This is a genomic window from Comamonas sp. MYb396 (assembly GCF_037479555.1).
Classification (GTDB): Bacteria; Pseudomonadota; Gammaproteobacteria; order Burkholderiales; family Burkholderiaceae_C; genus Comamonas.
This window is the reverse complement of sequence record NZ_JBBGYU010000004.1, coordinates 434,338-459,887: the sequence shown is the minus strand read 5'-3', so window position 1 is coordinate 459,887 and position 25,550 is coordinate 434,338. Positions and strand designations below refer to the sequence as shown.

Sequence of the window (25,550 nt, the reverse complement as noted above, 5' to 3'; positions counted from 1 at the left end):
ACGGCTCATGGCGCGGTCTCCTGCGCGGGGCTAGGCTGCGCAGGCGCCTCGTCATGGCGGCTGTGGGAGCGGAACCAGCTGCGGATCAGCAGAAAGAAGACCGGCACCATGAAAATGCCGAGCACGGTCGAGGCCACCATACCGCCCAGCACCGCCGTGCCGATGGCATTGCGCCCGCCCGCTCCTGCGCCGGTGCCAATGGCCAGCGGAATCACACCAAAACCAAAGGCCAGCGAGGTCATCAGGATGGGGCGCAGGCGCAGGCGCACGGCTTCGACCGTCGCATCGAACAGCTTCTTGCCCTGCTCCTGCAATTGCACGGCAAACTCCACAATCAAGATGGCATTCTTGGCCGCCAGGCCCACCGTGGTGAGCAGGCCCACCTGGAAGTAGACGTCGTTCGTGAGGCCCCGGGTATAGGTGGCAGCCAGCGCGCCAATCACACCCAGCGGCACGGCCAGCATCACCGACAGCGGCACAGTCCAGCTCTCGTACAGCGCAGCCAGGCAGAGGAACACAAACAGGATCGATATGGCGTACAGCATGGGCGCTTGCGCACCGGACTGGCGCTCCTGCAGCGAGGCGCCGGTCCACTCATAGCCCAGGCCGGATGGCAGCTTGGCCAGGATGGCCTCGACCTCCTGCATCGCCGCACCCGAGCTGATGCCAGGCGCTGCGCGGCCTTCAAACTCATAGGCCGGGCTGCCGTTGTAACGCAGCAGCTGGGGCGAGCCATAGGCCCAGTGGCTGTCCGAGAAGGCGCCGAAGGGCACCATCTCGCCGTTCTTGTTGCGAACGGTCCATTTCGCGATGTCCTGCGGCAGCATGCGGTGCGGCGCATCGCCCATGATGTAGACGCGCTTGACCCGGCCGTTGTTCAAGAAGTCGTTCACATAGGTGCCGCCCATGGCGCTGGACAGCACGCTGTTGATGTCGGCATAGGACAAGCCCAGCGCTGCGGCCTTGCGGTCGTCCACATCGACGCGCAGCTCGGCCGCATCGTCCAGATTGGTGGTGCGCACGGCGGTCAGATTGGGGTTGGCACGCATCGCGGCGAGCACCTGGTTGCTGGCAGCCAGCAGGCCATCGTGGCCGATGCTGTTCATGTCCTTGACCATGAAGTTGAAGCCCGAGCTGGCACCCAGGCCGCGCACGGCCGGCGGCAGAATCACCAGCACCCGTGCATCGCGGATGCGCGACAGGTCCTTGGTCGCCTTGTTGGCAATAGCCGCCGACGACTGCGACGCCAGCTTGCGTTCATCCCAGGGCTTGAGGCGGATAAAGCCGCGCGCCGAGCTCTGGTCGCCGTTGAGGCCCGAGACCTGGTTGAAGCTGATGATGTCGGGCTGCTGGAGCAGGTATTCGCGCACCTCGTCGAGCACATCCTGCAGGCGCGCGTCCGACGCGCCCGATGGCAGGTTGACGTTCACATACAGAAAACCCTGGTCCTCGTCCGGCAGGAAGGAGGTCGGCAGTTTGTGCATCAGCAGCCACACGCCCAGCAGCACCGCGATAAAGATCAGCATCATGCGCTTGGCGCGGCGCAGGCTGCGGGCGACGATGCCCTGGTAGCGGCTGGCAGTGCGGTCAAAATTGCGGTTGAACCAGCGGAAGAAGCGGTCGCTGATGCCAAACAGGCCCTTGCGAATGGCCCGCTCATGGCCGCCGGCATGCTCGGGCGCCTTCAGGATGGTGGCGCACAGCGCGGGGGTCAAGGTCAGCGCGACAAACACCGACAGCGCCATGGCCGCGACGATGGTGATCGAGAACTGGCGGTAGATGACGCCGGTGGAGCCGCCAAAAAAGGCCATGGGCACAAACACCGCCGACAAGGTCACGCCAATGCCGACCAGCGCCGGCGTGATCTCGCGCATCGAGACCTTGGTCGCTTCCTTGGCGGACATGCCCGTCTCGTGCATCACCCGCTCGACGTTTTCCACCACCACAATGGCATCGTCCACCAACAAGCCGATGGCCAGCACCATCGCAAACATCGTCAAGGTATTGATGGAGTAACCGGCAATCGACAGCACACCAAAGGTGCCCAGCAGCACCACCGGCACGGCAATGGCCGGAATCAAGGTCGCGCGCAGGTTCTGCAAAAACACGAACATCACGATCACCACCAGCACCATGGCCTCGCCCAGCGCGGCAACCACCTCATGGATGGAGGCGCGCACAAAGGGGGTGGAGTCCGAGCTGACGAAGTAGTCGATCTGGTTGGGGAAATAGGGCTTCATCTCGGCCAGCTTGGCCGCAACGGCATCGGACACCGCCATCGCATTGGCGCCATCGGCCAAGATGATGCCCATGCCCGCGCCGCGCATGCCATTGAGCTTGGCCTGCACGTTCAGGTTTTCCGCGCCCAGCTCTACCCGGGCGACATCCTTGATGGTGACCACCGAGCCATCGGTCGCGGCCTTGAGCACGATGTCCTCGAACTGGTCGACGGTCTTGAGCTTGGTGCGCGCGGTGATCGTGGCATTGAGCTGCTGGTTGTTCACCGCTGGCAGCGCGCCCAGTTGGCCGGCCGAGACCTGGGCGTTTTGCGCATTGAGCGCATTGGCCAGGTCCGACGGCATCAGGCCGAATTTCTCCATCTTGGCCGGGTCCATCCAAATGCGCATGGCGTAGGACGTACCAAACACATTGATGTCGCCCACGCCCTCGAGGCGCCCGATCACATCAACCAGGCTGGCATTGATGTAGTCACCAATGTCGACCTCGGTCATCGTCGGGTCTTGCGAGTAGAAGCTGTAGGTGACCAGAAAATCCTGGCCGCCCTTGTTGATGAACACGCCCCGGCTCTTGACCGATTCGGGCAGGCGGTTGAGCGCCCCCTGGATCTTGTTTTGCACCTGCACCTGGGCCACGTCCACATTGGTGCCGGGCGCAAAGGTCAAGGTGATGCGGGCCTGGCCAGAGGCATTGCTGGTCGCGCTCATGTAGAGCATGTTGTCAATGCCCTTGAGCTGCTGCTCAATGATCTGGGTGACGGAGTTCTCCACCGTCTCGGCCGATGCGCCGGTGTACTGGGTGCCGATGGTGACGCGCGGTGGCGCAATCTCGGGGTATTGCTCCAACGGCAGCTTGGAGATGGACAGGGCCCCGCCCAGCATGATGATGATGGCGATCACCCACGCAAAAATGGGGCGCTGGATAAAAAACTGTGCCATGGATGCAGCCTCGGGTTCTGGGTGACTTACTGGGCTGCTGCCGGCGCTGCGGCCTGGCCGGGCACGCGTCCCGGGCTGCGCACACGCTCGGCCTGCGCCTTCAGGTCCACCTCGGCCACCCGCACCTTGTCACCGTCCTTCACACGCTGAAAGCCATCGACCACCACGCGCTCACCGGACTTGAGCCCACTGCCCACCAGCCACTGGCTGCCCACCGCACGGTCGAGCTGCAAGGTGCGCTTTTGCACCTTGTCCTCGGCGGTAACCACCAAGATGGTCGGTTTACCGGTCAAATCGCGCACCACCGATTGCTGTGGCACCAGCAACGCATCGGGTGCGACGGCCGTGGGCAGCAAGGCCTGCACATACATATTGGGCATCAGCACGCCATCGGGGTTGGGCACCTGGGCGCGCAAGGTGACGGTGCCCGTGGTGGCGCTGACAATCACGCCAGAGAACTTGAGCTTGGCCTCATGGCTGTATTCAGTGCCGTCGTCGAGGCGGATGCGCACCGGAATCTGGTCACCTTCGAGGCGCTGAAAGCGCCCCGCCTTCAGGTCGCGCTGCAGCTGCAGCATCTCGGTGCTCGATTGGGTGAAGTCCACATACATCGGATCGAGCTGCACCACGGTGGTGAGCGCCGTCGCCTGGTTGGCGGTGACCAGCGCACCGGGCGTGACCGCCGAGGTGCTGACCTTGCCACTGATGGGTGAGCTGATGCGGGTGTACTGCAGATTGATGCGCGCATTGTCCAGCGCAGCCTGCGCGACGGCCACATCGGAGGCGGTCTGTGCGACCAGCGCCTGGCTGTCATCAAACACCTGGCGGCTGATGGCATCGATCTTGACCAGCTCGCTGTTGCGCGCGGCATTGCTGCGGGCGGTCTGCGCCGTGGCCTTGGCCTTGGCCAAAGCAGCCTCGGCACTGTTGACGGCCGCCCGCGCGGGCCGGTCGTCCAGCTGGTAGAGCGCCTGGCCGGCCTTGACCGAGGCGCCTTCGGTAAACAGGCGCTTTTCGACAATGCCATTGGCCTGGGGGCGAATCTCGGCAATCATGAAGGCGTTGGTGCGGCCCGGCAGCTCGGCAGTCAGCTGCTGCGATGCGGATTGCACGGTGATGATGCCCACCTCCGGGGCCTGTGGCGCAGCAGCCGTGGGCGCGGGTTTGTCCGAGCAGGCGGCGAGCAGCCCCAGCGCCGCGACCACCGCTCCAACCCGGGCGAGCTGGCTGAACGTACAGGGAGGGGAAAGCTTTCCGACAGTTGCCAAAGATTGAAACGTTGCCAGAGACTGGCGCGAAAAATTGGAAACATCCGGCATCATCGGTTTTGGCTTCAGGTAGAGCAAACTACTATTTTTACAGCTAAATATGTAGGCAGTGTAAAGCGTTGCACAGGATGGGCTGCTTTTTCGCACCTAGGCGCGCAAGCTGTACATTTTGCTACACGCGGTATCAGCGCGGGCGCCGAATCGCGCCCATCTATGGGAAAGCGATAATGTTCAAAGGTTCCAAGCTTTACAGCCGCAAACACCTCTCCACCTTCGACCACCACCATCGCCCCATGCCATCGCCCTCCTCTGCCACTGGTCTCATTCTGCTGTCTCACGGCTCCAAAGACCCCGTCTGGCGCCGCAATGCCGAGCATTTGCTCGCCCAGGTACAGCATGCACGGCCTGACGCTGCCGTCGCTTGCGCCTACCTGGACTGGTGCGAGCCGCCGCTGGGCCCGGCCGTGGCCCAACTGCTGCAGTCGCACCCGCAGCTGACCCATATCACCATCTGGCCCCTGCTCTTTGGCGTGGGCAAGCATGCCAGCGAAGACATTCCTGCGCTGGTCGAGGAACTCGCCCCGCGCTATCCCCAGGTGCAGCTGCGCATCGCCCCGGCAATGGGCGAGGATGCAAGGGTGATCCAGCTCTTGGCAGACATGGCTGGCGGCTATCTGCAAGGCAAGCTGCAGGGCTGACTGCGCAAATGGCATAGCCGGAATCTCTTAGAACCTGTTCAAAGTCTCTACGCAGCCGCGTTGGAGTGCAATCGGGATGAGTTCGAAGGGGTGGAACGCGGCTTGCACCGGGGTGCAAGCAAGGGCCAGCGCGCAGAAATCGCCCGATTTCACTCCAACCCTTCGGGACAGTGGCTTTGCGGGCCGTCTGCGTCGTTGCAGCGCTTGCCTATAGCTGGCTATTGGCTGCGCACTGCGCCTAGCATCCCATCCCGCAAAGACACTGTCGCGGCGCGAGGAGACTTTGAACAGGTTCTTATAGCCCAGGCGCCACCCTATGGCCGCGCTCGGCAAATGCTGTTTCGCAAAATGCCGCCCCGCCACTTGGGTTTCTGTCTAAGGGCTGCTTTTTATATTCCAATCAAGCATAATGATGTAAATTCATATTCCGCATCATTGTATGAACCTGCATCAGTTCCGCTTTGTGCAAGAGGCCGCGCGCCGCAACCTCAACCTGACCGAGGCGGCCAAGGCATTGCACACCTCGCAACCCGGCGTCTCCAAGGCCATCATCGAGCTGGAAGAGGAGCTGGGCATCGACATCTTTGCGCGCCACGGCAAGCGCCTCAAACGCATCACCGAGCCCGGCCAGCAGGTGCTGCGCAGCATCGAGATCATCATGCGCGAGGTCGGCAACCTCAAGCGCATTGGCGACCAGTACAGCGCGCAGGACAGCGGCACGCTCTCCATCGCCACCACCCACACCCAGGCGCGCTATGTGCTGCCCACCCCGGTGGCACGCCTGCGCGAGCACTACCCCAAGGTGACGGTCAGCCTGCACCAGGCCACGCCCGCCGAAGTGGCCCGCATGGTGATCGATGAACAGGCCGACCTGGGCATGGCCACCGAATCGCTGGCCGACTACCCCGAGCTGGTGACCCTGCCCTGCTACGAATGGCAGCATGTGCTGGTCATGCCGCACCAGCACCCGCTGGCGCAAAAAGAACGCATCAATCTGGAGGACATCGCCGGCGAGCCCTTGATCACCTACCACCCGTCCTTCACCGGCCGGGGCAAGATCGATTCGGCGATGGCAGCCCGCCAGCTCACGCCCAAGATCGTGCTCGAAGCCATTGACTCCGACGTCATCAAGACCTATGTGCGCCTGGGTCTGGGCATTGGCATTGTGGCCGAGATGGCCATGCGCGACGACCCGATCAAGGACCTGGCCGTGCGGCCCATGGGCCATCTGTTTGGCGAGAGCGTGGCGCGCGTGGCCTTCAAGCGCGGCGCTTATATGCGCAATTTTGTCTACAAATTTGCCGAGCTGATCAGCGACCGTTTGAACCGTGATCTGATCGGCCGAGCGATGGTTGGCCACGTGGCTGACTACGAACTCTGATCCGCAACCCTTTCCACACCGCTTATTGATCGACGGATGCATAGACCACCGCCCCGCTTGCCGGCAGGGGTCTTGTGTCCCGCCCTGTCCACCATGTCCGCTTCTGCCCTGACCCCATCGTTCCCCAGCCGCCTGCCCAACGTGGGCACCACCATTTTCACCGTCATGTCGGCGCTCGCCACCGAGCACAAGGCCGTCAATCTGGGCCAGGGCTTCCCGGACTTTGGCTGTGATCCGGCCTTGATCGAGAGCGTCAGCCGCGCCATGCAGGCCGGCCACAACCAGTACCCGCCAATGACCGGTGTGCCAGCCTTGCGCGAGGTGGTGGCCCAGAAAATCGAAGCGCTCTATGGCAAGCGCTATGACGCCAACAGCGAAATCACCGTCACCGCCGGTGCCACCCAAGCGATCCTGACCGTCATCCTCAGCTGCGTGAGCCCGGGTGACGAGGTCATCGTGCTGGACCCCTGCTACGACAGCTATGTGCCCAATATCGAGCTGGCCGGCGGCGTGCCGGTGCGCGTGCCGCTGACCCCCAAGACCTTCCGCCCTGATTTTGGCAAGATCGCAGCAGCCATCACGCCCAAGACGCGCCTGCTGCTGATCAACACCCCGCACAACCCCAGCGGCACCACCTGGACGGCGCAGGAGATGCAGCAGCTGCAAGACCTGCTGGCCCCGACCAACATCCTGCTGCTGGCCGATGAGGTTTACGAACACATGGTGTTCGACGGCGAGCGCCATGAAAGCGCATCACGCTACCCGGGCCTGGCCGCGCGCGCCTATGTGGTCAGCAGCTTTGGCAAGACCTTCCACGTCACTGGCTGGAAGGTGGCCACCGTGGCCGCACCGGCGCCCTTGACTGCTGAATTCCGCAAGGTGCACCAGTTCAATGTCTTCACGGTCAACACCCCCATGCAGGTGGGTTTGGCCGAGTATTTGAAGGACCCCGCGCCCTACCTGAACCTGCCGGCCTTCTACCAAAAGAAGCGCGACCTGTTCCGCGCCGGCCTCGAAGGCTCGCGCCTCAAGCTGCTGCCCAGCTCCGGCACCTATTTCCAGTGCGTGGATATCTCGGCCGTGACCGATGCCAGCGAGGCCGAGTTCTGCCAGCAACTGGTCAAGGACCTGGGCGTTGCAGCCATTCCGCTGTCTGCCTTTTATGGCAACGGCTTTGACCAGCAGGTGGTGCGCTTTTGCTATGCCAAAAAGGACGAGACCTTGCTGGCGGCGCTGGAGCGTCTGCGCAAGCTTTAACCGCCCTCTAATGCAGGGTTGATCTGGTTTGGATTGGGGCAGCTGGAGTTGCAGCACCCCAGCCATTCCAGACGATCAGCGCGAGCAATGTTGAGCCGCATATTGGCTGGACTCGGTCTGCAGACGCGGAGCGCGCTGACAGATGGCCATGTCGGCCTCAGTCTTCCTCGGCAAGCGCAAAGGCGCCCGCCATTCGGCCCTGTTCACTGGCTGACAGACCGACATGCGTGGCGACCACCCGCCACTGACTGACGATGCCTCGAAATGCGTCAATGGTCTTGTCTGCGTCTTTCAGGCTCACACGGAAATAAGCTGCAACTTCCCGCGCCAGTTCAAGATCCAGCGCATTGTCTGCATCGGTGATGTTGAGCTTCAGGCCATCGGCATAGGCGACCGGGTTCATGTCGTAAGCCTGTGACAGTTTCCAGCCCCTGCCAGGCACGAGGATAAAGCCGTGGTTGCGGAGATGGTCGTCCGTGTTGGAGACCAGCAGGTTGAAGACGATCCGCGACCAGAGCTCTTTCAGATCCTGATTAGGCTGCGCGCCCTGGCGCATAATGACTTCCGCGAGCTCCAGATAGCTCACACCCGTGGACGCATCATCGCCGTCGTTGCGGCCGGTCATCGTCATTGCCGACGCAAAATGCAGCCGCCTCCCGCCGTCCGTCCGGTCAAAGCGGCTCACCATGAAGCAGTGGTAATCGCTGGCAAATTTACGCGCCTGCGCCGTAGCAACCTGAAGGCCGCAGCCATGCGCGAGCGCATTCACCACCATTTCCCAGCCACCAACGTCATAGCTGTCTCTGATACTGGGGAACTTGGCGATGTACAGGCGCCCCGCATCGTCCACAACGCTGGTCTTTGGCCGGGCACCGCCTAGCGAGCCACCCGGTGCGATCAACATCCGCAGCCAGTCCTGCCCCTGCGCCGCCATATTGTCTGGGTCTTGCTCCAAGCCACGGCTGGCCTGCTCCAGCGCGCGAATTTCCGTGAAAGGCGGCGCTGCCATGTCGATACGGTCGTCAAGGAAGCTGCCCTCGTCCTCCAGCCGGTAGCGCAAGGCCCCCACGCGGTACTGGTCATGCACACCCAACAGGTAATCGGAGTCGTAGAGGCGGGCCTCGGCCGGCCACAGCCCTGCCCGCTTCTCACGCTCGAACCGCCGATCCATCAGCTTGCGTCCCCAACGATCCGGGCTTGAATCATCAAAGATGCCAAACTTGTCTCTGGGCGCAGGGGGATACAGCGGCCCGCTGAACGCCTGAAGGTTCGGATCCAGGTGCACACCGGCAAGAAGCGGCTCTGCCAGCGCCCTGGTGTCGTATTCGAATTCAAACAACTCCGTCGCGCGCGTTCGGCGACTGTGCAGAAAACCCAAGCGCCAAGGCCCCGGCAACCCCTCCCAGTCCGCATAGACCGCTATCTTGCTCATGGTTCTGTGCTCTTTTTAAGCAGGGCGCTCAGCGCTGCTGTGCTTTTGGCCTCCCCCAAAGCATCCGCTGCAGAGCCACTGAGGGGCAAGGGTAAAACGGTGGTCGGCATGTCTTTCCTGGCCGGTGCCGTCTGTGATTTGCGTGATGACCGACGTTTCACCGGCTCGCTAACGACGTGCTGCGCAGTCTCGCTTTTGACCAAGCGTGCATCCTGGAGTTGGCGGCCCAGCTGGTCCTCCGTGGCAAGCATGGCCAAATCATTGGCAAGTCCAAGGACCTGCATTACCGACAAATAGGCCCCCATCGTCACGCCTGATCCACCGGCTTCCAAGGAGCGCAAGGTCATGGGGGTCATGCCGGCACGCTCAGCCACCTGCTTGGCTGTCAGCTTCCTGCGCAGGCGCGCAAGCTTGAGCCGCTCTCCAAACTCGACAAGGAGCTTGGTGGTAGCGGGCAAAAGGGGAGCAGTCTTCTTCGCCATAGCGCTAATATTTCATCATTTTTCAATCACCGATGAAATAATATTAGCACTATTCAAGGACATCTACCAGCCCGAACGCTGGAGCAATGCCGCTTCACCTAGGAAAAGAGACAATATTTTTATATTTATAGATAAAAAAGTGAAAAATAACTTCATTTTTTTATCAAACAGTGTCCGAGAGACGCGGTAGATCAAAGCAGCACGATGTCGTACTGGTCCGAACCATCCCGCCCTTCGGCCTGCAGCGAGATCGGTTTGCCGATGAAATCGGACAGGCCGGCCAGGTGCTGGCTCTCTTCGTCCAGCAGCATCTCGATCACCGGAGGGGCGGCGAGCACGCGGAACTCCTTGGGGTTGAACTGGCGTGCCTCGCGCAGAATCTCGCGCAGGATGTCGTAGCAGACGGTGCGCACGGTCTTGACCTCACCAACCCCATTGCAGACCGGGCACGAGGTGCATAGCATGTGCGCGAGCGATTCGCGCGTGCGCTTGCGTGTCATCTCCACCAGGCCCAGCTGGGAGAATTCGCCGCACATGGTTTTGACGCGATCGCGCTGCAGCTGCTTGCGCAGCTCGTGCAGCACCTGCGCCTGGTGGTCCTCGTGCACCATGTCGATGAAGTCCACGATGATGATGCCGCCCAGGTTGCGCAGCCGCAGCTGGCGGGCAATGGCATGGGCCGCTTCCAGGTTGGTCTTAAAGATGGTGTCGTCAAAATTGCGCGCACCCACATAGCCGCCGGTGTTCACATCGACGGTGGTCAGGGCCTCGGTCTGGTCCACGATCAGGTAGCCGCCCGACTTGAGGTCCACACGCCGGCCCAGCGCGCGGGCGATCTCCTCGTCGACCGAGTACAGGTCGAAGATCGGGCGTTCGCCCTTGTAGAGCTGCAGCTTGGGGAGCGCTGCCGGCATGAACTCCTGGCCAAACTGCTGCAGCAGCACAAACTGCTCGCGCGAATCGATGCGGATCGACTGGGTGTTTTCCGTGACCATGTCGCGCAGCACGCGCTGCATCAGGCTCAGGTCCTGGTGCAGCAAGCTCTTGGCGGCCTGTTTGGCAGCGCTGTCCTTGATGCGCTTCCAGACCTTGCGCAGGTAGCTGATGTCCTCGGCCAGTTCCTCATCGCTGGAGTCCTCGCCATTGGTGCGCAGGATAAAACCGCCGCCACCGCCCGTTTGCGCCGTGCCCACCAATGCCTGCAGGCGCGCACGCAGCGCATCACGTTCGTTCTGGGGAATCTTTTGCGAGACGCCGATATGGTCGTCCTGGGGCAGGAACACCAGCAAGCGCCCGGCCACGCTGATCTGGGTGGACAGCCGCGCGCCCTTGGTGCCGATCGGGTCCTTGATGACCTGCACCATGATCGACTGGCCTTCAAAGATCTGCTTTTCAATCGGTACCTGGGGCTCACCCTTGCGCGCAAACATCGGCGCCAGGCCACCTTCCTGGCGTTGCCAGACATCGGCCACATGCAGGAATGCGGCGCGCTCCAGACCAATATCGATAAAGGCCGACTGCATACCGGGCAGCACGCGCGATATCTTGCCCAGGTAGACATTGCCGACGAGACCTCGCTCCAGGGTGCGCTCGTGGTGCAGCTCCTGCACGGCGCCACCCTCGATGATGGCCACCCGCGTCTCCTGCGGCGCCCAATTGATCAAAATATCATTTTGCATAGAAGTCATTCTTAAAGGGCCTTAGATGGCAAACCCTGCAGCCCGCAGCACATTCGCTGTCTCGAACACGGGCAGCCCCATGATGCCGGAATAACTGCCGCTGATCTTGGCAATATATGCGGCCGCCCGCCCCTGCACGCCATAGGCGCCCGCCTTGCCCATGGGCTCACCACTGGCAACATAGGCTTCGATCTGCGCGGCATCGATAGGCGCAAACTGCACGCTAGAGACGGACAAGGCCGTCAAACGCTTGCGCCCGCTTTGCAGGGCCACAGCGGTCAATACCCGGTGCGTCTTGCCGCTGAGTGCCTGCAGCATCTCGCTCGCTTGCTGCGGCGTCTCGGGTTTGCCCAGAATATGCCGGCCCAGCGACACCGTGGTGTCAGAGCACAGAATCGGTGCTGGGTCCAAGCCGCGCCGCTGCAGGCGGGCCAGTGCGGCATCGAGCTTCAGCCCGGTCACGCGCTGCACATAGTCGGTAGCCGATTCACGCGGCAGCACCTGCTCCAGCGCTTCGGGGTCCTGGGGCTCGGGATCGCCGTCCTGGGCCACCAGCAAGCGGTGGGCGATACCGATCTGCTCGAGCAGTTGACTGCGACGCGGGGACTGTGACGCCAGGTAGACGAAGGGATGCATGGTGGGAAGCGAGGCCAAGATTTGAAAAAAGCGCCTGCGCCCATCAATCCAGCACAAGCAGCTATTATTTTTGCAGCATAACGCATCCGGCAGCCCGCTGGCAAGCGGGGATATTGCCCTGCTCTCGCCCACCCGAGCGCAGGCGCTCTGGGCCTATTCGCGGTGGTAAGGGTGGCCGGCATTGACCGACCAGGCGCGGTAGAGCTGCTCGATCAGCAGCACCCGCACCATCGCATGGGGCAAGGTCATGTCCGAGAGGCGGATGCGCTCGTGCGCAGCAGCCTTGAACTCGGGGTCCAGCCCGTCGGGGCCACCGATGATCAGCGCCACATCGTCACCTTCGAGCTGCCAGCCCTTGACCCGCTGGGCCAGTGCCTTGGTGGTCAGGTTGGTGCCGCGCTCATCGAGCACCACAATGCGTGTGCCGCGCGGGATGGCCGCCTCGATGCGCTTGCGCTCGGCGGCGTACAGGGTCTCCACCGTCTTGGAGCCGCGCGGCTCGGTCTTGACCGCCTTGAGCTCCACCTTCAGCTCGGGCGGGAAGCGCTTGGCATAGTCGTCATAGGCGGTCTGCGCCCAATCGGGTACATGCTGGCCCACCGCAACAATGAAAATCTTCATCTGAAATCTCCAATGAAAAAGAGCTGTCCTGCCTGGCAGTACAGCTCTTTGCAACCCGCAGGTTGAGGGGGGTGTTACTTGGCCTTGCTGGTCGCGCGCTTAGCCGCTGGCTTCTTGGCTGCAGGCTTGGCGACGGCCGACTTGGCTGCGGGCTTGCTGGCCTTGGGCTTGTTGACCACGACGGTCTTGACGGTGGCAGCAGCGCTGGTCTTCTTGGCCGCAGGCTTTTTGGCCACGGTGCCCGAGATCTTCTTGACCGCTGGCTTCTTCGCAGCGGTCTTCTTCACCGGTGCATCGGCAGCGCTGGCAGCAGCAGGCTTGCGTGCAGCGGGCTTCTTCTTGCTGTCAGCAGCGGTGTCGGCAGCGGCTTCTGGTTTGGCCTTGGCCGGCTTGGCGGCCTTGGGCTTGGCAGCGCCCAGCTTGACGCGCACGGGCGTATCGCCCCACATCTCTTCGAGGCGGTAGTACTGGCGGATCATCGGCTGCATGATGTGGGCCACAACCGGGCCGCAGTCGACAATGATCCATTCGCCGTTGTCTTCGCCTTCGGTGCGTGGCTTGGGAAAGCCCGCTTCCTTGACGGCGTCCTTGACGCTGGCAGCCAAGGCCTTGGTCTGGCGGTTCGAGGTACCTGCGGCCACGATCACGCGCTCAAACAGCGGCGAGAGGTGCTCGGTATTGAAAACCTGGATATCTTGTGCTTTCACATCTTCCAGCCCATCAACGATGGCACGCTGCAGCAATTGCACAGATTTCTTGGCAGTGGATTCGGATTTTTTGGCGGTGGTCATCAGTCGGTGATGGATGAAAGTGTTTGTACTATAGCGCGTGTTGCAGTTATTGTTGATCGCGTCAACACGCCGTGGCAAAAGGGCAAGGCCTTCAAGAGATACTGCCGCACAGCCTGCGATGGGGCATGAATACGGTCAGCGGAAAGTCAATTATACGCAAGCTGCGCCAAATGGCGCCCCGGTAGGGCCTTGCAGCGCAGACGGAGGCCCTCGCCAAGCCGCAGCACAAGGGCACCGGCAGCCCGAGGGGCCCGGTATTTACAGCCAATCACGCGGCTGCAAAAAGTCCGCCAGCAAACGCGCTTCGGGCGAGCCCTCAGGGTCCTGGCGCTGGTAGCTCCAGCTCGCCAGCGGCGGCATCGACAGCAGGATCGACTCCGTTCGCCCACCCGACTGCAGACCAAAGTGGGTGCCCCGGTCCCAAACCAGGTTGAACTCCACATAGCGCCCGCGCCGGTAGAGCTGAAAGTCCCGCTCGCGCTCGCCATAGACCTCGTCCTTGCGGCGCTGCACGATGGGCAGATAGGCCTGCAAAAAGGCATCGCCCACCGACTGCAGCATTGCAAAGCCGCCCTCAAAGCCCAGCTCGGAGAAATCATCAAAGAAGATGCCGCCGATGCCACGCGCCTCATTGCGGTGCTTGAGGAAAAAATAGCTGTCGCACCACTGCTTGAAGCGCGGGTACAAGTCAGCACCAAAAGGCGCCACCGCATCGTGGCAAACCTGGTGAAAATGCTGCGCGTCCTGCGCAAACGGGTAGAACGGCGTCAGGTCCATACCGCCACCAAACCAACAGGTGGCGGGCTGGCCGGGGTGGCCTGCTGCAATCATGCGCACATTCATGTGCACCGTGGGCACATAGGGGTTGCGCGGATGGAAGACCAAGGACACGCCCATGGCCGTGAAAGGGGCACCTGCCAGCTCGGGCCGGTGTTGGGTGGCCGAGGGTGGCAACTGCGGGCCCCGCACTTGCGAGAAGCCCACGCCTGCGCGCTCAAACACCGCTCCGCCTTCGAGGATCTTGGTCAGACCCTGGCCTTGCAGCTTCTCACCGGGCGCCTTGTGCCAGGCATCGGCCAGAAAGCGCACGGAGCTGCCCGCCCCCTGCTCCAGTGCTTCAACGGCCTCGGTGATCGAGGCCTGCAGCGACTGGAGGTAGGCGGCCACCGCCTGGGCCTGGGCCCCGGCGTTCAGTTGGTCAACGGACGAGGACAGCACGGGCCTGGCTCTCTGTGGGCTTGCGGGCAGTCACTTGACCGCGCGGTAGCCGATGTCGTGGCGGTATTGCGCACCATCGAAATGCACTTGCGCTGCAGCGGCATACACGCGCTGCTGCGCCTGCTTGACGTTGTCGGCCAAGGCGGTCACACACAGCACGCGGCCACCGCTGGTGACGGGCTTGCCATCCTGCACTGTGGTGCCGGCGTGGAAGACCATCACTTCTTCTTCGTCCTCGGGCAGGCCGGTGATCACATCGCCCTTGCGGGGAGCGTCCGGGTAGCCATGGGCGGCCATCACCACGCCCAGCGCGGTGCGGCGGTCCCACTGCAGCTCGATCTGGTCGAGCTTGCCGTCGGTGGCAGCCTGCATCACATCGACCAGATCGCTCTTGAGGCGCATCATGATCGGCTGGGTTTCCGGGTCACCCATGCGGCAGTTGAACTCCAAGGTCTTGGGGTGCCCCGCCTTGTCGATCATCAGGCCCGCGTACAAGAAGCCGGTGTAGGGAATGCCGTCTTTTTCCATGCCACGGATGGTGGGCAGAATGATCTCGCGCATCGCGCGGGCATGCACATCAGCCGTCACCACTGGGGCGGGCGAGTAGGCACCCATGCCGCCGGTGTTGGGGCCCTGGTCGCCGTCTTTGAGGCGCTTGTGGTCCTGGCTGGTCGCCATGGCCGCCACACTCTTGCCATCGCACAGCACGATGAAGCTGGCCTCTTCGCCGTCGAGGAACTCCTCGATCACCACGCGGGCGCCGCCGTCGTTATGGGCAACGCCGTACTTGTTGTCCACCAGCATGAAGTCCACGGCATCGTGCGCTTCCTGGGCGGTGGTGGCCACCACCACGCCCTTGCCGGCAGCCAGGCCGTCGGCCTTGACGACGATGGGCGCGCCCAGCTTGTCGATGTAGGCATGGGCCGCCACCGGGTCGCTGAAGGTCTCGTACTGCGCCGTCGGGATGCCATGGCGTGCCATGAAATCCTTGGAGAAAGCCTTGGAGCTTTCCAGCTGCGCGGCAGCCTTGGTCGGGCCAAAGATCTTCATGCCATGCGCGCGGAACTCGTCCACCACGCCGGCGGCCAAAGGCGCCTCGGGGCCCACGACGGACAGCTGCACACTGTTGTCCTGCGCCCATTCGCGCAGTTGGACCACATCGGTGATCGGCAGGTTTTCCAGACGCTTGTCGCGTGCGGTGCCTGCGTTACCCGGGGCTACATAGACCTTGGAGACCTTGGGCGATTGCGCCAACTTCCAGGCCATTGCGTGTTCACGGCCGCCGCCACCAATCACAAGTACCTTCATAGCGCCGCGTTATGGTAAACATCTTGAACATCATCCAGATCTTCCAGTGCGTCCAGCAACTTTTGCATCTTGGCCGCACCTTCCTCATCCAGATCTACGGTATTTTCGGGGCGCATCGTCACCTCGGCCACTTCGGGCTTGAAACCCGCTGCCTCCAGCGCATTGCGCACCGCTTCAAATTCTGACGGGGGCGTCAGCACTTCGACGGCGCCCTCCTCGTCGGTGATCACATCCTCGGCGCCCGCTTCGAGCGCCACTTCCATGATCTTGTCCTCGTCAGCGCCAGGGGCAAACACCAGCTGCCCCAGGTTGCGGAACTGGAAGGACACCGAGCCTTCGGTGCCCATGTTGCCGCCGTGCTTGCTGAACGCATGGCGTACATCGGCCACCGTGCGCACGCGGTTGTCCGTCATGGTGTCAACAATGATGGCCGCGCCACCGATGCCATAGCCTTCATAGCGGATTTCCTCGTAGGTCACGCCTTCGAGGTTGCCAGTGGCCTTGTCGATGTTGCGCTTGATGTTGTCGGCCGGCATGTTGGCCGCCTTGGCCTTGTCAATCGCCAGACGCAGACGCGGGTTGGCGCTCAAATCCGCCCCGCCCTGCCGCGCAGCGACCATAATTTCACGAATGATGCGGGTCCATACCTTGCCGCGTTTTTCGTCCTGACGACCCTTGCGGTGTTGAATATTGGCCCATTTGCTGTGTCCTGCCACAGAATTTCCTTTGCTATTGTTTTATCTAGCTAGACTGCGATTTTACTTTTGACTTTGATGCTGGAGAGGAAACCTACGATGGCTGAACCCCTACTGGTTGCCAAAAATGGCACAACGGAGTGTTTTTTACTTCCTGGCCTCGCCAACCGCCACGGGCTGATCACCGGCGCGACCGGCACGGGCAAGACTGTAACCCTTCAGACATTGGCCGAGGGATTCTCGGGCATTGGCGTGCCGGTGTTCATGGCCGATATCAAGGGCGATTTGACCGGCATCAGCCAGGTGGGCCAGATTGGCGGCAAGCTGGCCGGCACCTTGCAGGACCGTGGTATTGACCTGCCCACGCCCAAGGCCTGCCCCACCACCTTGTGGGATGTGTTTGGCGAACAAGGCCACGCGGTGCGCGCCACCATCTCGGACATGGGCCCGCTGCTGCTGGGCCGCATGCTGGACCTGAACGACACGCAGATGGGCGTGCTCAACCTGGTCTTCAAGATCGCCGATGACAACGGCATGCTGCTGCTGGACTTGAAGGACCTGCGCGCCATGCTGTCCTACGTGGGCGAGAATGCCAAGCAGTTCACCACCGATTACGGCAACATCAGCTCGGCCAGCGTGGGCGCCATCCAGCGCGGCCTGCTGCAGATCGAGCAGCAAGGCGGCGGCAGCTTCTTTGGCGAGCCCATGCTCAACATCGAGGACATGATGCAGACCGTGGGCACACAAGGGGTGATCAACATCCTGGCGGCCGACAAGCTGATGAATTCGCCGCGCCTGTATTCCACCTTTTTGCTGTGGATGCTGTCCGATCTGTACGAAAAACTGCCGGAAATTGGCGACCCGGACAAGCCCAAGCTGGTCTTCTTCTTTGACGAGGCCCACCTCTTGTTCAATGACGCGCCCAAGGTGCTGCAAGAGCGCATTGAGCTGGTCGTGCGCCTGGTGCGCTCCAAGGGCGTGGGCGTGTATTTCGTCACGCAAAACCCGCTGGATATTCCCGACAGCGTGCTCGCCCAGTTGGGCAACCGCGTGCAGCATGCGCTGCGCGCCTTCACGCCGCGCGACCAGAAGGCCGTCAAGGCGACCGCGACCACGATGCGTGCCAACCCGGGCCTGAACATCGAAGCGGCCATCACCGAGCTGGCAGTCGGTGAGGCGCTTGTCAGCTTTCTCGACGAAAAAGGCCGCCCCAGCGTGACCGAACGCGTCTATGTGCTGCCGCCCGGCAGCCAGATCGGCCCTATCAGCACCGAGCAGCGCCAGGCCTTGCTGAAGAACTCGCTGGTCGCTGGCGTCTATGACACGCCGGTGGACCGCGAGTCGGCCTACGAGATCCTGAAGGCGCGCGCCGGCCAGGCCACCGAGGCACAAGGCGGCAAGGCCGGTGCGGGCGCTGCAGGTGGCGCTGCAGCCCCTGAGGATGGCGGCCTGATGGGCAGCATCAACGACATCCTGTTTGGCACCACCGGCCCGCGTGGCGGCAAGAAGGACGGCATCGTGCAGTCCATGGCCAAGTCCACGGCCCGCTCCTTTGGCACCAAGCTGGGCAACCAGATTCTGCGCGGCGTGCTGGGCAGCATCATGGGCGGCAAGAAGTAGCTTGAGAGGCACCGCAAAGAAAAAGCCGGCAGTTCAATTGCCGGCTTTTTCGCTTATGCACTGCGCAATCAAGTGCGATCGGTGCGTGCCAGATGGTTTTCCAGCGCCCGCAGGCCCAGGGTCAGCATAAAGGTCATCAGCCAATAGGCGAGCGCCACGGCCAGGTAGGGCTCCCAGTAGCGGCCATAGGCGCCGGCCACGGTGCGCGCGGCATAGGCCATCTCGGCCAGGCCGATGGCCGAGACCAGCGAGGTGTCCTTGAGCAGCGAGATCATGTTGTTGCCCAGCGGCGGCAGCATGCGGCGAAAGGCTTGCGGAATCACCACATAGCGCATCATCTGGCCATGCGTCATGCCCAGGGACATGCCCGCCTGCTTCTGGCCCATCGCGATCGACTGGATTCCGGCGCGGAACACTTCGGAGATATAGGCCGCCGAGTTCAGCGTCAAGGCCACCACCCCCGACATCAGCGCGCCATGGTCCTGCTTGAGCGTGCGCGCCAGGTCACCGCTGATGAACAGCCCGTTGACCGGGTGCACGAACAAGGGCATCACGGCAAAGTGCATCAGCAAGATCTGCACAAAGAGCGGCGTGCCCCGGAAAAAGCTGACATACGCCGTCGATGGCCAGCGCAGCAGGTATTTGCACACGCCCTTCCAGGGCTGGTGGCGCGTGTCGGCCAAGCGCGCCAGGGCCAGCATCAGGCCCAGCGCGCAACCCATGATCACGCAGGCCACCGTCATGCCGACGGTGACCATGGCACCCTGCCAGAACATTTGCTTGTATTCCACGAGGATGTCGGGCCGGAACCAGCCGAACCACTCTACGGGGGTGTTGTTGTCCATCAATCCATTCCTTCAAACAAAATGACGGCCACAGGGCCGTCATTGCAACTGCGCAAAGCCTTGCCTTATTGGGGCTTGTAGTCCTGGTTGAACCACTTCTTGTAGATCACGTTGTAGCTGCCATCGGCGCGGATGGCGGCCAAGCCGGCGTTGATCTTGTCTTGCAAGGCCTTGTCGCCCTTGCGCACGACGATCCCGAAATGCTCCTTGGGGAAGCTCGCATCATCGACGGTCTTGAGCGCCGGGTACTGCGAGACGCGGTAGGCGATGACACCGTTGTCGCCAATGGCGGCATCGACACCACCGGTGGCCAGCTCGGAGATGATTAGCGGCGTGCTCTCGAAGCGGCGGATATTGGCGCTGGTCTTGCCCACTTCGCGGCTCATCACATCGTCACCGGTGGAGCCGCTGACCACCGACACCTTCTTGTCCTTGAGGTCCTTGAGCGAGGCCACCGTGCTGTCCTTGGGCACGGCGATCAGCTGGCGGGCGTCAAAGTAAGGCTGGGAGAAATCAAAGCTCTGCTTGCGCTTGTCGTTGATGGTGACGCCGGAGATGACAAAGTCCACATCGCCATTGTTGAGCGAGGCAAAGATGCTGCTGAACGGCGTGTTGACGATGCGCAGCTTCATACCCTGCTGCTTGGCGATGGCATTGACGATGTCGATGTCAAAGCCGACGATTTGCTTGTCTTTGTTCTCGAACGCAAAAGGTGCGTAGGTCGCGCTCGATGCCACCACCAGATCACGGCCCTGCGCTTGCGCCGCGCCCGCTGCCAACACCGAGACCGCTGCGGCACCGATGGCCAGCGCAAATTTTTTGTTCCACATACCCCAACCTTTAGCAACATAAGCCGATACAAGCGGCCGATTATACGTAAACGCCTATAGGCAACAGCTGTCAAAGCCAGCCCGCCAGCGCCCGGCAAGCATTGCGCACAAGCTTGTCAGCCAGCCTGAGCCGCCAGGTGCCGGGCAGCGCAGCAACCCGCAACGCAGCAGGCAACACACGCAAGGCGCACCACCAGAGCGACACCGAATCGCCAAAAAGCCACTACCATGAATCCCTCGACGCCTCTGCCACCCTGATCGACCATGAACGCCACCGCCACCGCCACCGCCACCCCGCTCCCCACTTTCGATGATGTGCAGGCCGCCGCCCAGCGCCTGCAAGGCGTTGCCCACCGCACGCCAGTGATGCGCTCGTCCACCCTCGACAAATTGACGGGGGCTGAGTTCTTCTTCAAATGCGAGAACTACCAGCGCATGGGCGCCTTCAAGTTCCGGGGCGGCTACAACGCGCTGGCCCAGTTCTCGCCGCAGCAGGCGCAGCGCGGCGCGCTGGCCTTTTCGTCAGGCAACCATGCGCAGGCGATTGCGCTGTCGGCCCGCATCCTGGGCATGCCTGCGGCCATCGTGATGCCTGAAGATGCCCCGGCGGCCAAGCTTGATGCCACGCGCGGCTACGGCGCCGAGGTCATCACCTATGACCGTTTTACCGAAGACCGCGAGGCGATCAGCCAGCGCATTGCCCAGGAGCGCGGCATGACCCTGGTGCCGCCCTACAACCATGCCGATGTGATTGCCGGCCAAGGCACCAGCGCGATGGAACTGTTCCAGGACGTGCCCCAGCTCGACTACCTGTTTGTCTGCCTGGGCGGCGGCGGACTGCTGTCGGGCTGCCTGCTGTCGGCCAAGGCCATGGCACCCCAGTGCAAGGTCTATGGCGTGGAGCCGGAGGCCGGCAATGATGCCCAGCAATCGCTGCGCAAGGGTGAGATCGTCAAGATCGCCACGCCCCGCACCATTGCCGATGGCGCGCAGACCCAGGCACTGGGCGATCTGACCTATGCGATCATCCGCCGCGATGTGACCGATATCGTCACCGCCAGCGATCCGCAGCTGGTGGACTCCATGCGCTTTTATGCCGAGCGCATGAAGATGGTGGTCGAGCCCACCGGCGCGCTAAGCCTGGCCGGGGCCCGATTTGGCGGCGTTGATCTGCAGGGCGCCCGCGTGGGCGTGCTGATCAGCGGCGGCAATGTGGACCTGGGGCGCTACGCGCAATTGCTGGGCAGCGCCTGAGCGGCAATGGGCGGCGATTTGCAGCGCTAAAGCCTACCATTCGGTAAATATATTCACCAGCAGCGCACGGCCAAAGGGCGGCACTGCTACCATTGCGGCCAAAAATGACATTGGCAACTACCATGAGCACCGTTCACCTCATCGACCACCCGCTGGTCCAGCACAAACTCACCCTGATGCGCCGCAAGGAGGCATCGACCAACAGCTTTCGCCGCATGCTCGGCGAACTGTCCACCCTGATGGCCTATGAGATCACGCGCGACTTCCCGCTGCAGGATCTCGAGATCGAAACCCCGATGGAAAAGATGGTCGGCAAGGTCATCGATGGCAAGAAACTGGCCCTGGTCTCCATCCTGCGCGCCGGCAATGGCTTTCTCGACGGCATGCTCAACGTGGTGCCCGGCGCCCGTATCGGCCACATCGGCCTCTACCGTGACCCCGAAACGCTGCAACCCGTCGAGTACTACTTCAAGATGCCCGACAATATGGGCGAGCGCGATGTGATCGTCGTGGACCCGATGCTGGCCACCGGCAACTCGGCCGCCGCCGCCGTGCAGCAGCTCAAGGACAAGTGCCAGCCCAAGTCGATCAAGTTCATGTGCCTGCTCGCAGCCCCTGAAGGCATCAAGACCATGCAGGCCGCCCACCCCGATGTGGACATCTACACGGCCGCCGTGGACCGCCAGCTCAACGACCACGGCTACATCCTGCCGGGCCTGGGCGACGCGGGCGACCGCATCTTCGGCACCAAGTAAGCCCAGCCAAACCGCATGCCCACCACGCGCTGGGCATGCGAGGTCCGACGCCGCCGCGGCTGGCCCATGGAAGGGCGTAGGACAAATCGCACACCCAATATGCAGCAGCTTTGGTTAAATGGCCTTCGGGGCATCACTGCCGGGAGACCACACCATGAGCTACCATCTGCTGGTTTTTGCGCCCTCCGCCGCGCCCAAGGAAGCGGCGGCCTTTGGTCTCTGGTTCCAGGCCCAGACCGAATGGCCCGAGCACCACGACTACGAGGATCCGGCTGCTGCCACCTTGTCGCTCAAAGCCTGGTGCCTGGAGATGATGCAGCGCTTTCCCCCCCGATCAGGCCCTTACCGGGAAGAGCTCCCACCCGAGGACAAAAGCCTGCTGGCCGACTACAGCATTGGCCGCAATATTGTTTTTGTCGCCGTGCAACCGGCCCAGGCCAAGGCCGCGCTGGCCTTGGCGCGTGCGCTGGCAGCCCAGCACTGCGTGGGCCTGTACGAGGCCAGTGAATCACCGGCCGCCGTGCGCCTGCCCGATGGCAACAATGGCCTGCAGGCCGCATTTGACTGCAAGCCGGATATGGGCTAACCAGCGCCCTGGATTTAGCGCATGGCCTCGCTGTCGCGGGCCTTTAGCACCATGCTGTTACCCGAGATGCTCACATCAAAGTAGCGCAAGAAGTTCTGGCCCAGCAGCGCATCGCGCGCGCTCTCGCCGGTATAGCCCGTACCGACGCGCAAATCGTTGACGGCCAGCGGCCCCACTTCGATACGCTCGGCCCGGCTCATCATGCCCTGGCGCACGCCATTGGCGGTCTGAAAGCTGATGGGCACGCCCTCGCCCAGGTTGGCACGTTCGGCGACCGCATCGGTGATGCTGATCAGGCTGGCACCGGTATCCACCATGAACTGCACCGGCACGCCGTTGACCGAGCCCGCCACACGGAAATGGCCATCGCGGTCGCGCGGAATCTCCAGCACGCCATGGGCCATGACCTTGCCTTCGCTGGGCTTGCGGTAGACCTCGGTGACCAGGTAGATCGCGAACATCACGCCAATCCAGAGAGCGAGCAGCATCCAGGTGGTGCGCCGGCTGGCATCGGGTGGCGAGCGCACAGGCCCTGGGCCGCCAGCGGGCAGTGGCGCGCCTGGCCAGGGTGACGGCGGCGCGGCAGCTGCGGGCTGTGCTGAAGAGGAGGAATCTGGATGTCGGGTGCGTAATCGGCTCATGGATCAGGATTTTTTGCCTACGCAAGCAAACTGTGCGACGGCCGGTGACAAAGCATAAATCATACTGGCATGGCCCGGGCCACGCCGCTGCCCTGTGCGCGCGGGCTTGTAGCGCTTCATGGGCGCCCGGCCGCAGCCGCCTGGCAGACAGCGGGAGCTGCCGGGAGCGGGCTGGACTGGGGTAGGATGGCCGCCAGTTATCACCCTGCCCTGTTTTTCATGACCATCGACCGTCGCCATTTGCTGCAATCCCTGGCGGGATTTGCCGCTGCTGCCGCCCTGCCTGCGGGCTGGACCAGCGCCCATGCTGCCCCAGCCCATTGGCCCAGCAAACCCCTGCGCTTTATCGTCGGGTACCCGGCGGGCTCCTCGCCCGACATGCAGGCGCGCATGATCGCTCAGCCGCTGGCGCAGATCCTGGGCCAGCCCGTGGTGGTCGACAACCGGCCTGGTGCCAGCGGCAATATCGGCGCCGACCAGGTGGCCCGCGCGAGCGATGACCACAGCTTTGGCATTGTGGGCAATGGCCCGCTGACCTCGTCGCAGGCGCTGTATGCCAAGCTGCCCTACGACCCGGTCAAGGACTTTGCGCCGCTCGCCCTGGTGGGCGTATCGCCGCTGGCCTGGGTGGTGCCGGCCAGTGCAGGTGCGCAGACCGACAAGGCGCTCGCCAGCCTGCGCCAAAAAGGCAATGCCGCCAGCTACGGCTCCACCGGCCTGGGCTCGGGCGGCCATCTGGGCATGGAGCTGCTCAAAGATGCGCTGCATTTCGATGCCGTGCACATCCCCTTTACCGGTGCCCCCGGTGTTGTCGGCGCGCTGATGGGCGGCCAGCTCGACTGCGCGCTGCTGCCCATCTCGTCGGTGCTGCCGCTGGTGCAAAGCGGCAAGCTGGCGGCCCTGGCCGTCACTTCGGCCCAGCGTACGCAGCTGATGCCGCAGACGCCGTCGATGCGCGAAATCGGCGCCCAGGATGTGAATATCGAAGTCTGGAACGCGCTGATGGCCCCGGCCAGCATGCCTGCCGCCATCCGCAGCCAGCTGAGCGAGGCCTTGCTCAAGGTGCTCAACACCGCCGATATCCGCGATCAGCTGCTGCGCCAGGCTTGGACCTTGGAGGACGCATCGCCCGCAGCGCTGCAAACGCGCATCAGCAGCGACCGCAAGATGTACAACGCCTTGATTGCGAAAAAGAAACTGCAGCTGGAGTGATACCCGCGCTGCTGCAACACCAAGGGCCCTCGCAGGGCCCTTTTCTGTGACTAAAACAGTTTCAGCGGCGCACCTGCAAGGCGCCGGGGTTGACGATGTTCGACGGCCGGCCCCTGATGAAGTTGACCACGTTGTCAAAGGCCACGCCAAAGTACTGCTCGTAGCTGTCCTGCTCGACATAGCCAATATGGGGCGTGCAGATGCAGTTCTCCAGCCGCAGCAAGGCATGGCCCTGCAGGATGGGTTCGCTCTCGAACACATCGACGGCCGCAATGCCGGGGCGTCCCCGGTTGAGCGCAGCAATCAGCGCATCGGGCTGCACCAACTCGGCCCGCGAGGTGTTGACGAAGGTGGCCGAGGGCTTCATCTGGGCCAGGTCGTCAAAGCTGATGCAGCCCTTGGTCTGCTCGCTCAGGCGTAAATGCACGGTCAGCACATCGCTGTTGGCAAAGAAAAACTGCTTGCTCGAGGCCACTTTGTGGCCATCGGACAGCGCCTTGGCGCGCGAGCCATCGCTGCCCCAGACCAGCACCTCCATGCCAAAGGCCTTGCCATAACCGGCAATCAGCTGGCCAATGCGGCCATAGCCCCAGATACCCAGAGTGCGGCCGCGCAGCACGGTGCCCAGGCCAAAATTGGGCGGCATATTGGCCGCCTTGAAGCCCGACTGCTGCCAGGCGCCATGCTTCAAGTTGGCAATGTACTGCGGCAGGCGGCGCGCTGCGGCCATGATCAGCGCCCAGGTCAGCTCGGCGGGCGCCACGGGCGATCCCACGCCCTCGGCCACCGCCACGCCGCGCTCGGTGCAGGCTGTCAAATCCACATGGGAGCCGATGCGCCCGGTTTGGGCAATCAGTTTGAGACGCGGGAGCTTGTCGAGCAGCAGGCGGTTGATATGGGTGCGCTCGCGGATCAGCACGATGATGTCGGCATCCTTGAGACGCACCGACAGCTGCCCCAGACCCTTGACCGTATTGGTATAGACCTTGGCCGAATAGGCGTCGAGAACGGATGCACACTGCAGTTTGCGCACTGCATCCTGATAATCGTCCAAGATCACAATATTCATAGGAAGACCATTCTCATCGAACGCCAACCAGGCGGCTTTGCCCCACGCAAGCCCCCTGTACACGGCCGCGCGCTGGCAACATTCACCGAAAAACCG

Annotated in this window: 24 protein-coding genes; 9 read left to right on the top strand and 15 right to left on the bottom strand. The window is 62.8% G+C overall.

The genetic code is table 11. The annotated features are described in order from the left end of the window. Nucleotides 1-5: 5 nt before the first annotated feature. Together WH265_RS12420 and WH265_RS12415 are read right to left on the bottom strand one after the other, a co-directional pair. Nucleotides 6-3,176 (bottom strand): efflux RND transporter permease subunit, encoded by a 3,171-nt coding sequence (locus tag WH265_RS12420; protein WP_339558477.1) that lies wholly within the window; start codon nucleotides 3,174-3,176, stop codon nucleotides 6-8. A 26-nt stretch (nucleotides 3,177-3,202) separates the two neighbouring features. Then, the gene (locus WH265_RS12415; protein ID WP_339535224.1) at nucleotides 3,203-4,444 is read right to left on the bottom strand and encodes an efflux RND transporter periplasmic adaptor subunit; all 1,242 of its coding nucleotides are present in this window, start codon (nucleotides 4,442-4,444) and stop codon (nucleotides 3,203-3,205) included. A gap of 293 nt (nucleotides 4,445-4,737) precedes the next feature. Here WH265_RS12415 and WH265_RS12410 point away from each other — a divergent pair, with 293 nt between their 5' ends. From WH265_RS12410 to WH265_RS12400, 3 genes are all read left to right on the top strand, one after another. Continuing rightward, a complete protein-coding gene (locus tag WH265_RS12410; RefSeq protein WP_339535222.1) occupies nucleotides 4,738-5,142 on the top strand; it encodes a sirohydrochlorin chelatase in 405 nt (134 codons plus the stop codon). A gap of 439 nt (nucleotides 5,143-5,581) precedes the next feature. After that, nucleotides 5,582-6,523: a CysB family HTH-type transcriptional regulator gene (locus WH265_RS12405; protein WP_021028419.1), complete on the top strand. Its 942-nt coding sequence runs from the start codon at nucleotides 5,582-5,584 to the stop codon at nucleotides 6,521-6,523. 93 nt (nucleotides 6,524-6,616) lie between these two features. Continuing rightward, nucleotides 6,617-7,780 carry a pyridoxal phosphate-dependent aminotransferase gene (locus WH265_RS12400; protein WP_339558476.1) on the top strand — a complete coding sequence of 388 codons (1,164 nt, stop codon included), beginning with the start codon at nucleotides 6,617-6,619 and terminating at the stop codon, nucleotides 7,778-7,780. Between the two features lie 157 nt (nucleotides 7,781-7,937). On the opposite strand, the gene WH265_RS12395 is transcribed toward WH265_RS12400, so the two are convergent. The 9 genes from WH265_RS12395 to WH265_RS12355 all read right to left on the bottom strand — a co-directional run bounded on the left by WH265_RS12395 (nucleotide 7,938) and on the right by WH265_RS12355 (nucleotide 16,663). Then, complete coding sequence (locus WH265_RS12395; protein ID WP_339535218.1) at nucleotides 7,938-9,212, bottom strand: type II toxin-antitoxin system HipA family toxin; 1,275 nt, start codon at nucleotides 9,210-9,212, stop codon at nucleotides 7,938-7,940. Next, nucleotides 9,209-9,694, bottom strand: a complete 486-nt coding sequence (locus WH265_RS12390) for a helix-turn-helix domain-containing protein (protein ID WP_339535217.1) — start codon at nucleotides 9,692-9,694, stop codon at nucleotides 9,209-9,211. Before WH265_RS12390 ends, WH265_RS12395 begins: the two co-directional genes overlap by 4 nt. A gap of 191 nt (nucleotides 9,695-9,885) precedes the next feature. Then, nucleotides 9,886-11,373: a ribonuclease G gene (gene rng, locus WH265_RS12385; RefSeq protein WP_021028423.1), complete on the bottom strand. Its 1,488-nt coding sequence runs from the start codon at nucleotides 11,371-11,373 to the stop codon at nucleotides 9,886-9,888. 21 nt (nucleotides 11,374-11,394) lie between these two features. Further along, the gene (locus WH265_RS12380) at nucleotides 11,395-12,009 is read right to left on the bottom strand and encodes a Maf family protein (RefSeq protein ID WP_339535215.1); all 615 of its coding nucleotides are present in this window, start codon (nucleotides 12,007-12,009) and stop codon (nucleotides 11,395-11,397) included. A 153-nt stretch (nucleotides 12,010-12,162) separates the two neighbouring features. Further along, nucleotides 12,163-12,630 (bottom strand): 23S rRNA (pseudouridine(1915)-N(3))-methyltransferase RlmH, encoded by a 468-nt coding sequence (gene rlmH, locus WH265_RS12375; RefSeq protein WP_116925617.1) that lies wholly within the window; start codon nucleotides 12,628-12,630, stop codon nucleotides 12,163-12,165. 74 nt (nucleotides 12,631-12,704) lie between these two features. After that, nucleotides 12,705-13,421 carry a ribosome silencing factor gene (rsfS, locus tag WH265_RS12370; protein WP_021028426.1) on the bottom strand — a complete coding sequence of 239 codons (717 nt, stop codon included), beginning with the start codon at nucleotides 13,419-13,421 and terminating at the stop codon, nucleotides 12,705-12,707. A 258-nt stretch (nucleotides 13,422-13,679) separates the two neighbouring features. Further along, complete coding sequence (gene hemF / locus WH265_RS12365; RefSeq protein WP_339558475.1) at nucleotides 13,680-14,639, bottom strand: oxygen-dependent coproporphyrinogen oxidase; 960 nt, start codon at nucleotides 14,637-14,639, stop codon at nucleotides 13,680-13,682. Between the two features lie 30 nt (nucleotides 14,640-14,669). Then, nucleotides 14,670-15,947: a phosphoribosylamine--glycine ligase gene (gene purD / locus WH265_RS12360; RefSeq protein WP_339518074.1), complete on the bottom strand. Its 1,278-nt coding sequence runs from the start codon at nucleotides 15,945-15,947 to the stop codon at nucleotides 14,670-14,672. Beyond that, complete coding sequence (locus WH265_RS12355; RefSeq protein WP_021028429.1) at nucleotides 15,944-16,663, bottom strand: YebC/PmpR family DNA-binding transcriptional regulator; 720 nt, start codon at nucleotides 16,661-16,663, stop codon at nucleotides 15,944-15,946. The genes purD and WH265_RS12355 overlap by 4 nt, the downstream gene beginning before the upstream one ends. Nucleotides 16,664-16,741: 78 nt before the next feature. Here WH265_RS12355 and WH265_RS12350 point away from each other — a divergent pair, with 78 nt between their 5' ends. After that, nucleotides 16,742-18,262, top strand: a complete 1,521-nt coding sequence (locus tag WH265_RS12350; RefSeq protein ID WP_339558474.1) for a helicase HerA-like C-terminal domain-containing protein — start codon at nucleotides 16,742-16,744, stop codon at nucleotides 18,260-18,262. A 68-nt stretch (nucleotides 18,263-18,330) separates the two neighbouring features. On the opposite strand, the gene WH265_RS12345 is transcribed toward WH265_RS12350, so the two are convergent. Then, nucleotides 18,331-19,107 carry an amino acid ABC transporter permease gene (locus WH265_RS12345; protein WP_339558473.1) on the bottom strand — a complete coding sequence of 259 codons (777 nt, stop codon included), beginning with the start codon at nucleotides 19,105-19,107 and terminating at the stop codon, nucleotides 18,331-18,333. Between the two features lie 65 nt (nucleotides 19,108-19,172). Next, a complete protein-coding gene (locus WH265_RS12340) occupies nucleotides 19,173-19,937 on the bottom strand; it encodes a basic amino acid ABC transporter substrate-binding protein (protein WP_339558472.1) in 765 nt (254 codons plus the stop codon). A 113-nt stretch (nucleotides 19,938-20,050) separates the two neighbouring features. Here WH265_RS12340 and WH265_RS12335 point away from each other — a divergent pair, with 113 nt between their 5' ends. The 4 genes from WH265_RS12335 (at nucleotide 20,051) to WH265_RS12320 (ending at nucleotide 22,532) form a co-directional block, all read left to right on the top strand. Beyond that, nucleotides 20,051-20,251 (top strand): hypothetical protein, encoded by a 201-nt coding sequence (locus tag WH265_RS12335; protein ID WP_339558471.1) that lies wholly within the window; start codon nucleotides 20,051-20,053, stop codon nucleotides 20,249-20,251. After that, nucleotides 20,202-21,191, top strand: a complete 990-nt coding sequence (locus WH265_RS12330; protein WP_339558470.1) for a threo-3-hydroxy-L-aspartate ammonia-lyase — start codon at nucleotides 20,202-20,204, stop codon at nucleotides 21,189-21,191. Before WH265_RS12335 ends, WH265_RS12330 begins: the two co-directional genes overlap by 50 nt. A 122-nt stretch (nucleotides 21,192-21,313) precedes the next feature. After that, entirely contained in the window at nucleotides 21,314-21,946 is a 633-nt protein-coding gene (gene upp, locus WH265_RS12325; protein ID WP_021028434.1) for a uracil phosphoribosyltransferase, read from the top strand. Nucleotides 21,947-22,100: 154 nt separating this feature from the next. Then, nucleotides 22,101-22,532 carry a hypothetical protein gene (locus WH265_RS12320; protein WP_339558469.1) on the top strand — a complete coding sequence of 144 codons (432 nt, stop codon included), beginning with the start codon at nucleotides 22,101-22,103 and terminating at the stop codon, nucleotides 22,530-22,532. A 14-nt stretch (nucleotides 22,533-22,546) separates the two neighbouring features. On the opposite strand, the gene WH265_RS12315 is transcribed toward WH265_RS12320, so the two are convergent. Next, nucleotides 22,547-23,059, bottom strand: coding sequence for a retropepsin-like aspartic protease family protein (locus WH265_RS12315; protein ID WP_339558468.1), 513 nt, complete (start codon nucleotides 23,057-23,059; stop codon nucleotides 22,547-22,549). Nucleotides 23,060-23,392: 333 nt separating this feature from the next. On the opposite strand from WH265_RS12315, the gene WH265_RS12310 reads away from it, so the two are divergent. Then, nucleotides 23,393-24,385: a Bug family tripartite tricarboxylate transporter substrate binding protein gene (locus tag WH265_RS12310; RefSeq protein ID WP_339518065.1), complete on the top strand. Its 993-nt coding sequence runs from the start codon at nucleotides 23,393-23,395 to the stop codon at nucleotides 24,383-24,385. Nucleotides 24,386-24,446: 61 nt separating this feature from the next. On the opposite strand, the gene WH265_RS12305 is transcribed toward WH265_RS12310, so the two are convergent. Then, the gene (locus tag WH265_RS12305; protein WP_339558467.1) at nucleotides 24,447-25,454 is read right to left on the bottom strand and encodes a D-2-hydroxyacid dehydrogenase family protein; all 1,008 of its coding nucleotides are present in this window, start codon (nucleotides 25,452-25,454) and stop codon (nucleotides 24,447-24,449) included. Nucleotides 25,455-25,550: the final 96 nt, after the last annotated feature.

Excerpts from the sequence above, each read along its gene's own strand:
- WH265_RS12380 (WP_339535215.1), bottom strand. The coding sequence starts at position 12,009 with ATGCATCCCTTCGTCTACCTGGCGTCACAGTCCCCGCGTCGCAGTCAA.
- WH265_RS12395 (WP_339535218.1), bottom strand. The coding sequence starts at position 9,212 with ATGAGCAAGATAGCGGTCTATGCGGACTGGGAGGGGTTGCCGGGGCCT.
- WH265_RS12405 (WP_021028419.1), top strand. The coding sequence starts at position 5,582 with ATGAACCTGCATCAGTTCCGCTTTGTGCAAGAGGCCGCGCGCCGCAAC.
- rlmH (WP_116925617.1), bottom strand. The coding sequence starts at position 12,630 with ATGAAGATTTTCATTGTTGCGGTGGGCCAGCATGTACCCGATTGGGCG.
- WH265_RS12320 (WP_339558469.1), top strand. The coding sequence starts at position 22,101 with ATGAGCTACCATCTGCTGGTTTTTGCGCCCTCCGCCGCGCCCAAGGAA.
- WH265_RS12330 (WP_339558470.1), top strand. The coding sequence starts at position 20,202 with ATGAACGCCACCGCCACCGCCACCGCCACCCCGCTCCCCACTTTCGAT.
- rsfS (WP_021028426.1), bottom strand. The coding sequence starts at position 13,421 with ATGACCACCGCCAAAAAATCCGAATCCACTGCCAAGAAATCTGTGCAA.
- WH265_RS12340 (WP_339558472.1), bottom strand. The coding sequence starts at position 19,937 with ATGTGGAACAAAAAATTTGCGCTGGCCATCGGTGCCGCAGCGGTCTCG.
- WH265_RS12390 (WP_339535217.1), bottom strand. The coding sequence starts at position 9,694 with ATGGCGAAGAAGACTGCTCCCCTTTTGCCCGCTACCACCAAGCTCCTT.
- WH265_RS12305 (WP_339558467.1), bottom strand. The coding sequence starts at position 25,454 with ATGAATATTGTGATCTTGGACGATTATCAGGATGCAGTGCGCAAACTG.
- WH265_RS12420 (WP_339558477.1), bottom strand. The coding sequence starts at position 3,176 with ATGGCACAGTTTTTTATCCAGCGCCCCATTTTTGCGTGGGTGATCGCC.
- WH265_RS12345 (WP_339558473.1), bottom strand. The coding sequence starts at position 19,107 with ATGGACAACAACACCCCCGTAGAGTGGTTCGGCTGGTTCCGGCCCGAC.
- WH265_RS12410 (WP_339535222.1), top strand. The coding sequence starts at position 4,738 with ATGCCATCGCCCTCCTCTGCCACTGGTCTCATTCTGCTGTCTCACGGC.
- rng (WP_021028423.1), bottom strand. The coding sequence starts at position 11,373 with ATGCAAAATGATATTTTGATCAATTGGGCGCCGCAGGAGACGCGGGTG.
- WH265_RS12310 (WP_339518065.1), top strand. The coding sequence starts at position 23,393 with ATGACCATCGACCGTCGCCATTTGCTGCAATCCCTGGCGGGATTTGCC.
- purD (WP_339518074.1), bottom strand. The coding sequence starts at position 15,947 with ATGAAGGTACTTGTGATTGGTGGCGGCGGCCGTGAACACGCAATGGCC.
- WH265_RS12350 (WP_339558474.1), top strand. The coding sequence starts at position 16,742 with ATGGCTGAACCCCTACTGGTTGCCAAAAATGGCACAACGGAGTGTTTT.
- upp (WP_021028434.1), top strand. The coding sequence starts at position 21,314 with ATGAGCACCGTTCACCTCATCGACCACCCGCTGGTCCAGCACAAACTC.
- WH265_RS12400 (WP_339558476.1), top strand. The coding sequence starts at position 6,617 with ATGTCCGCTTCTGCCCTGACCCCATCGTTCCCCAGCCGCCTGCCCAAC.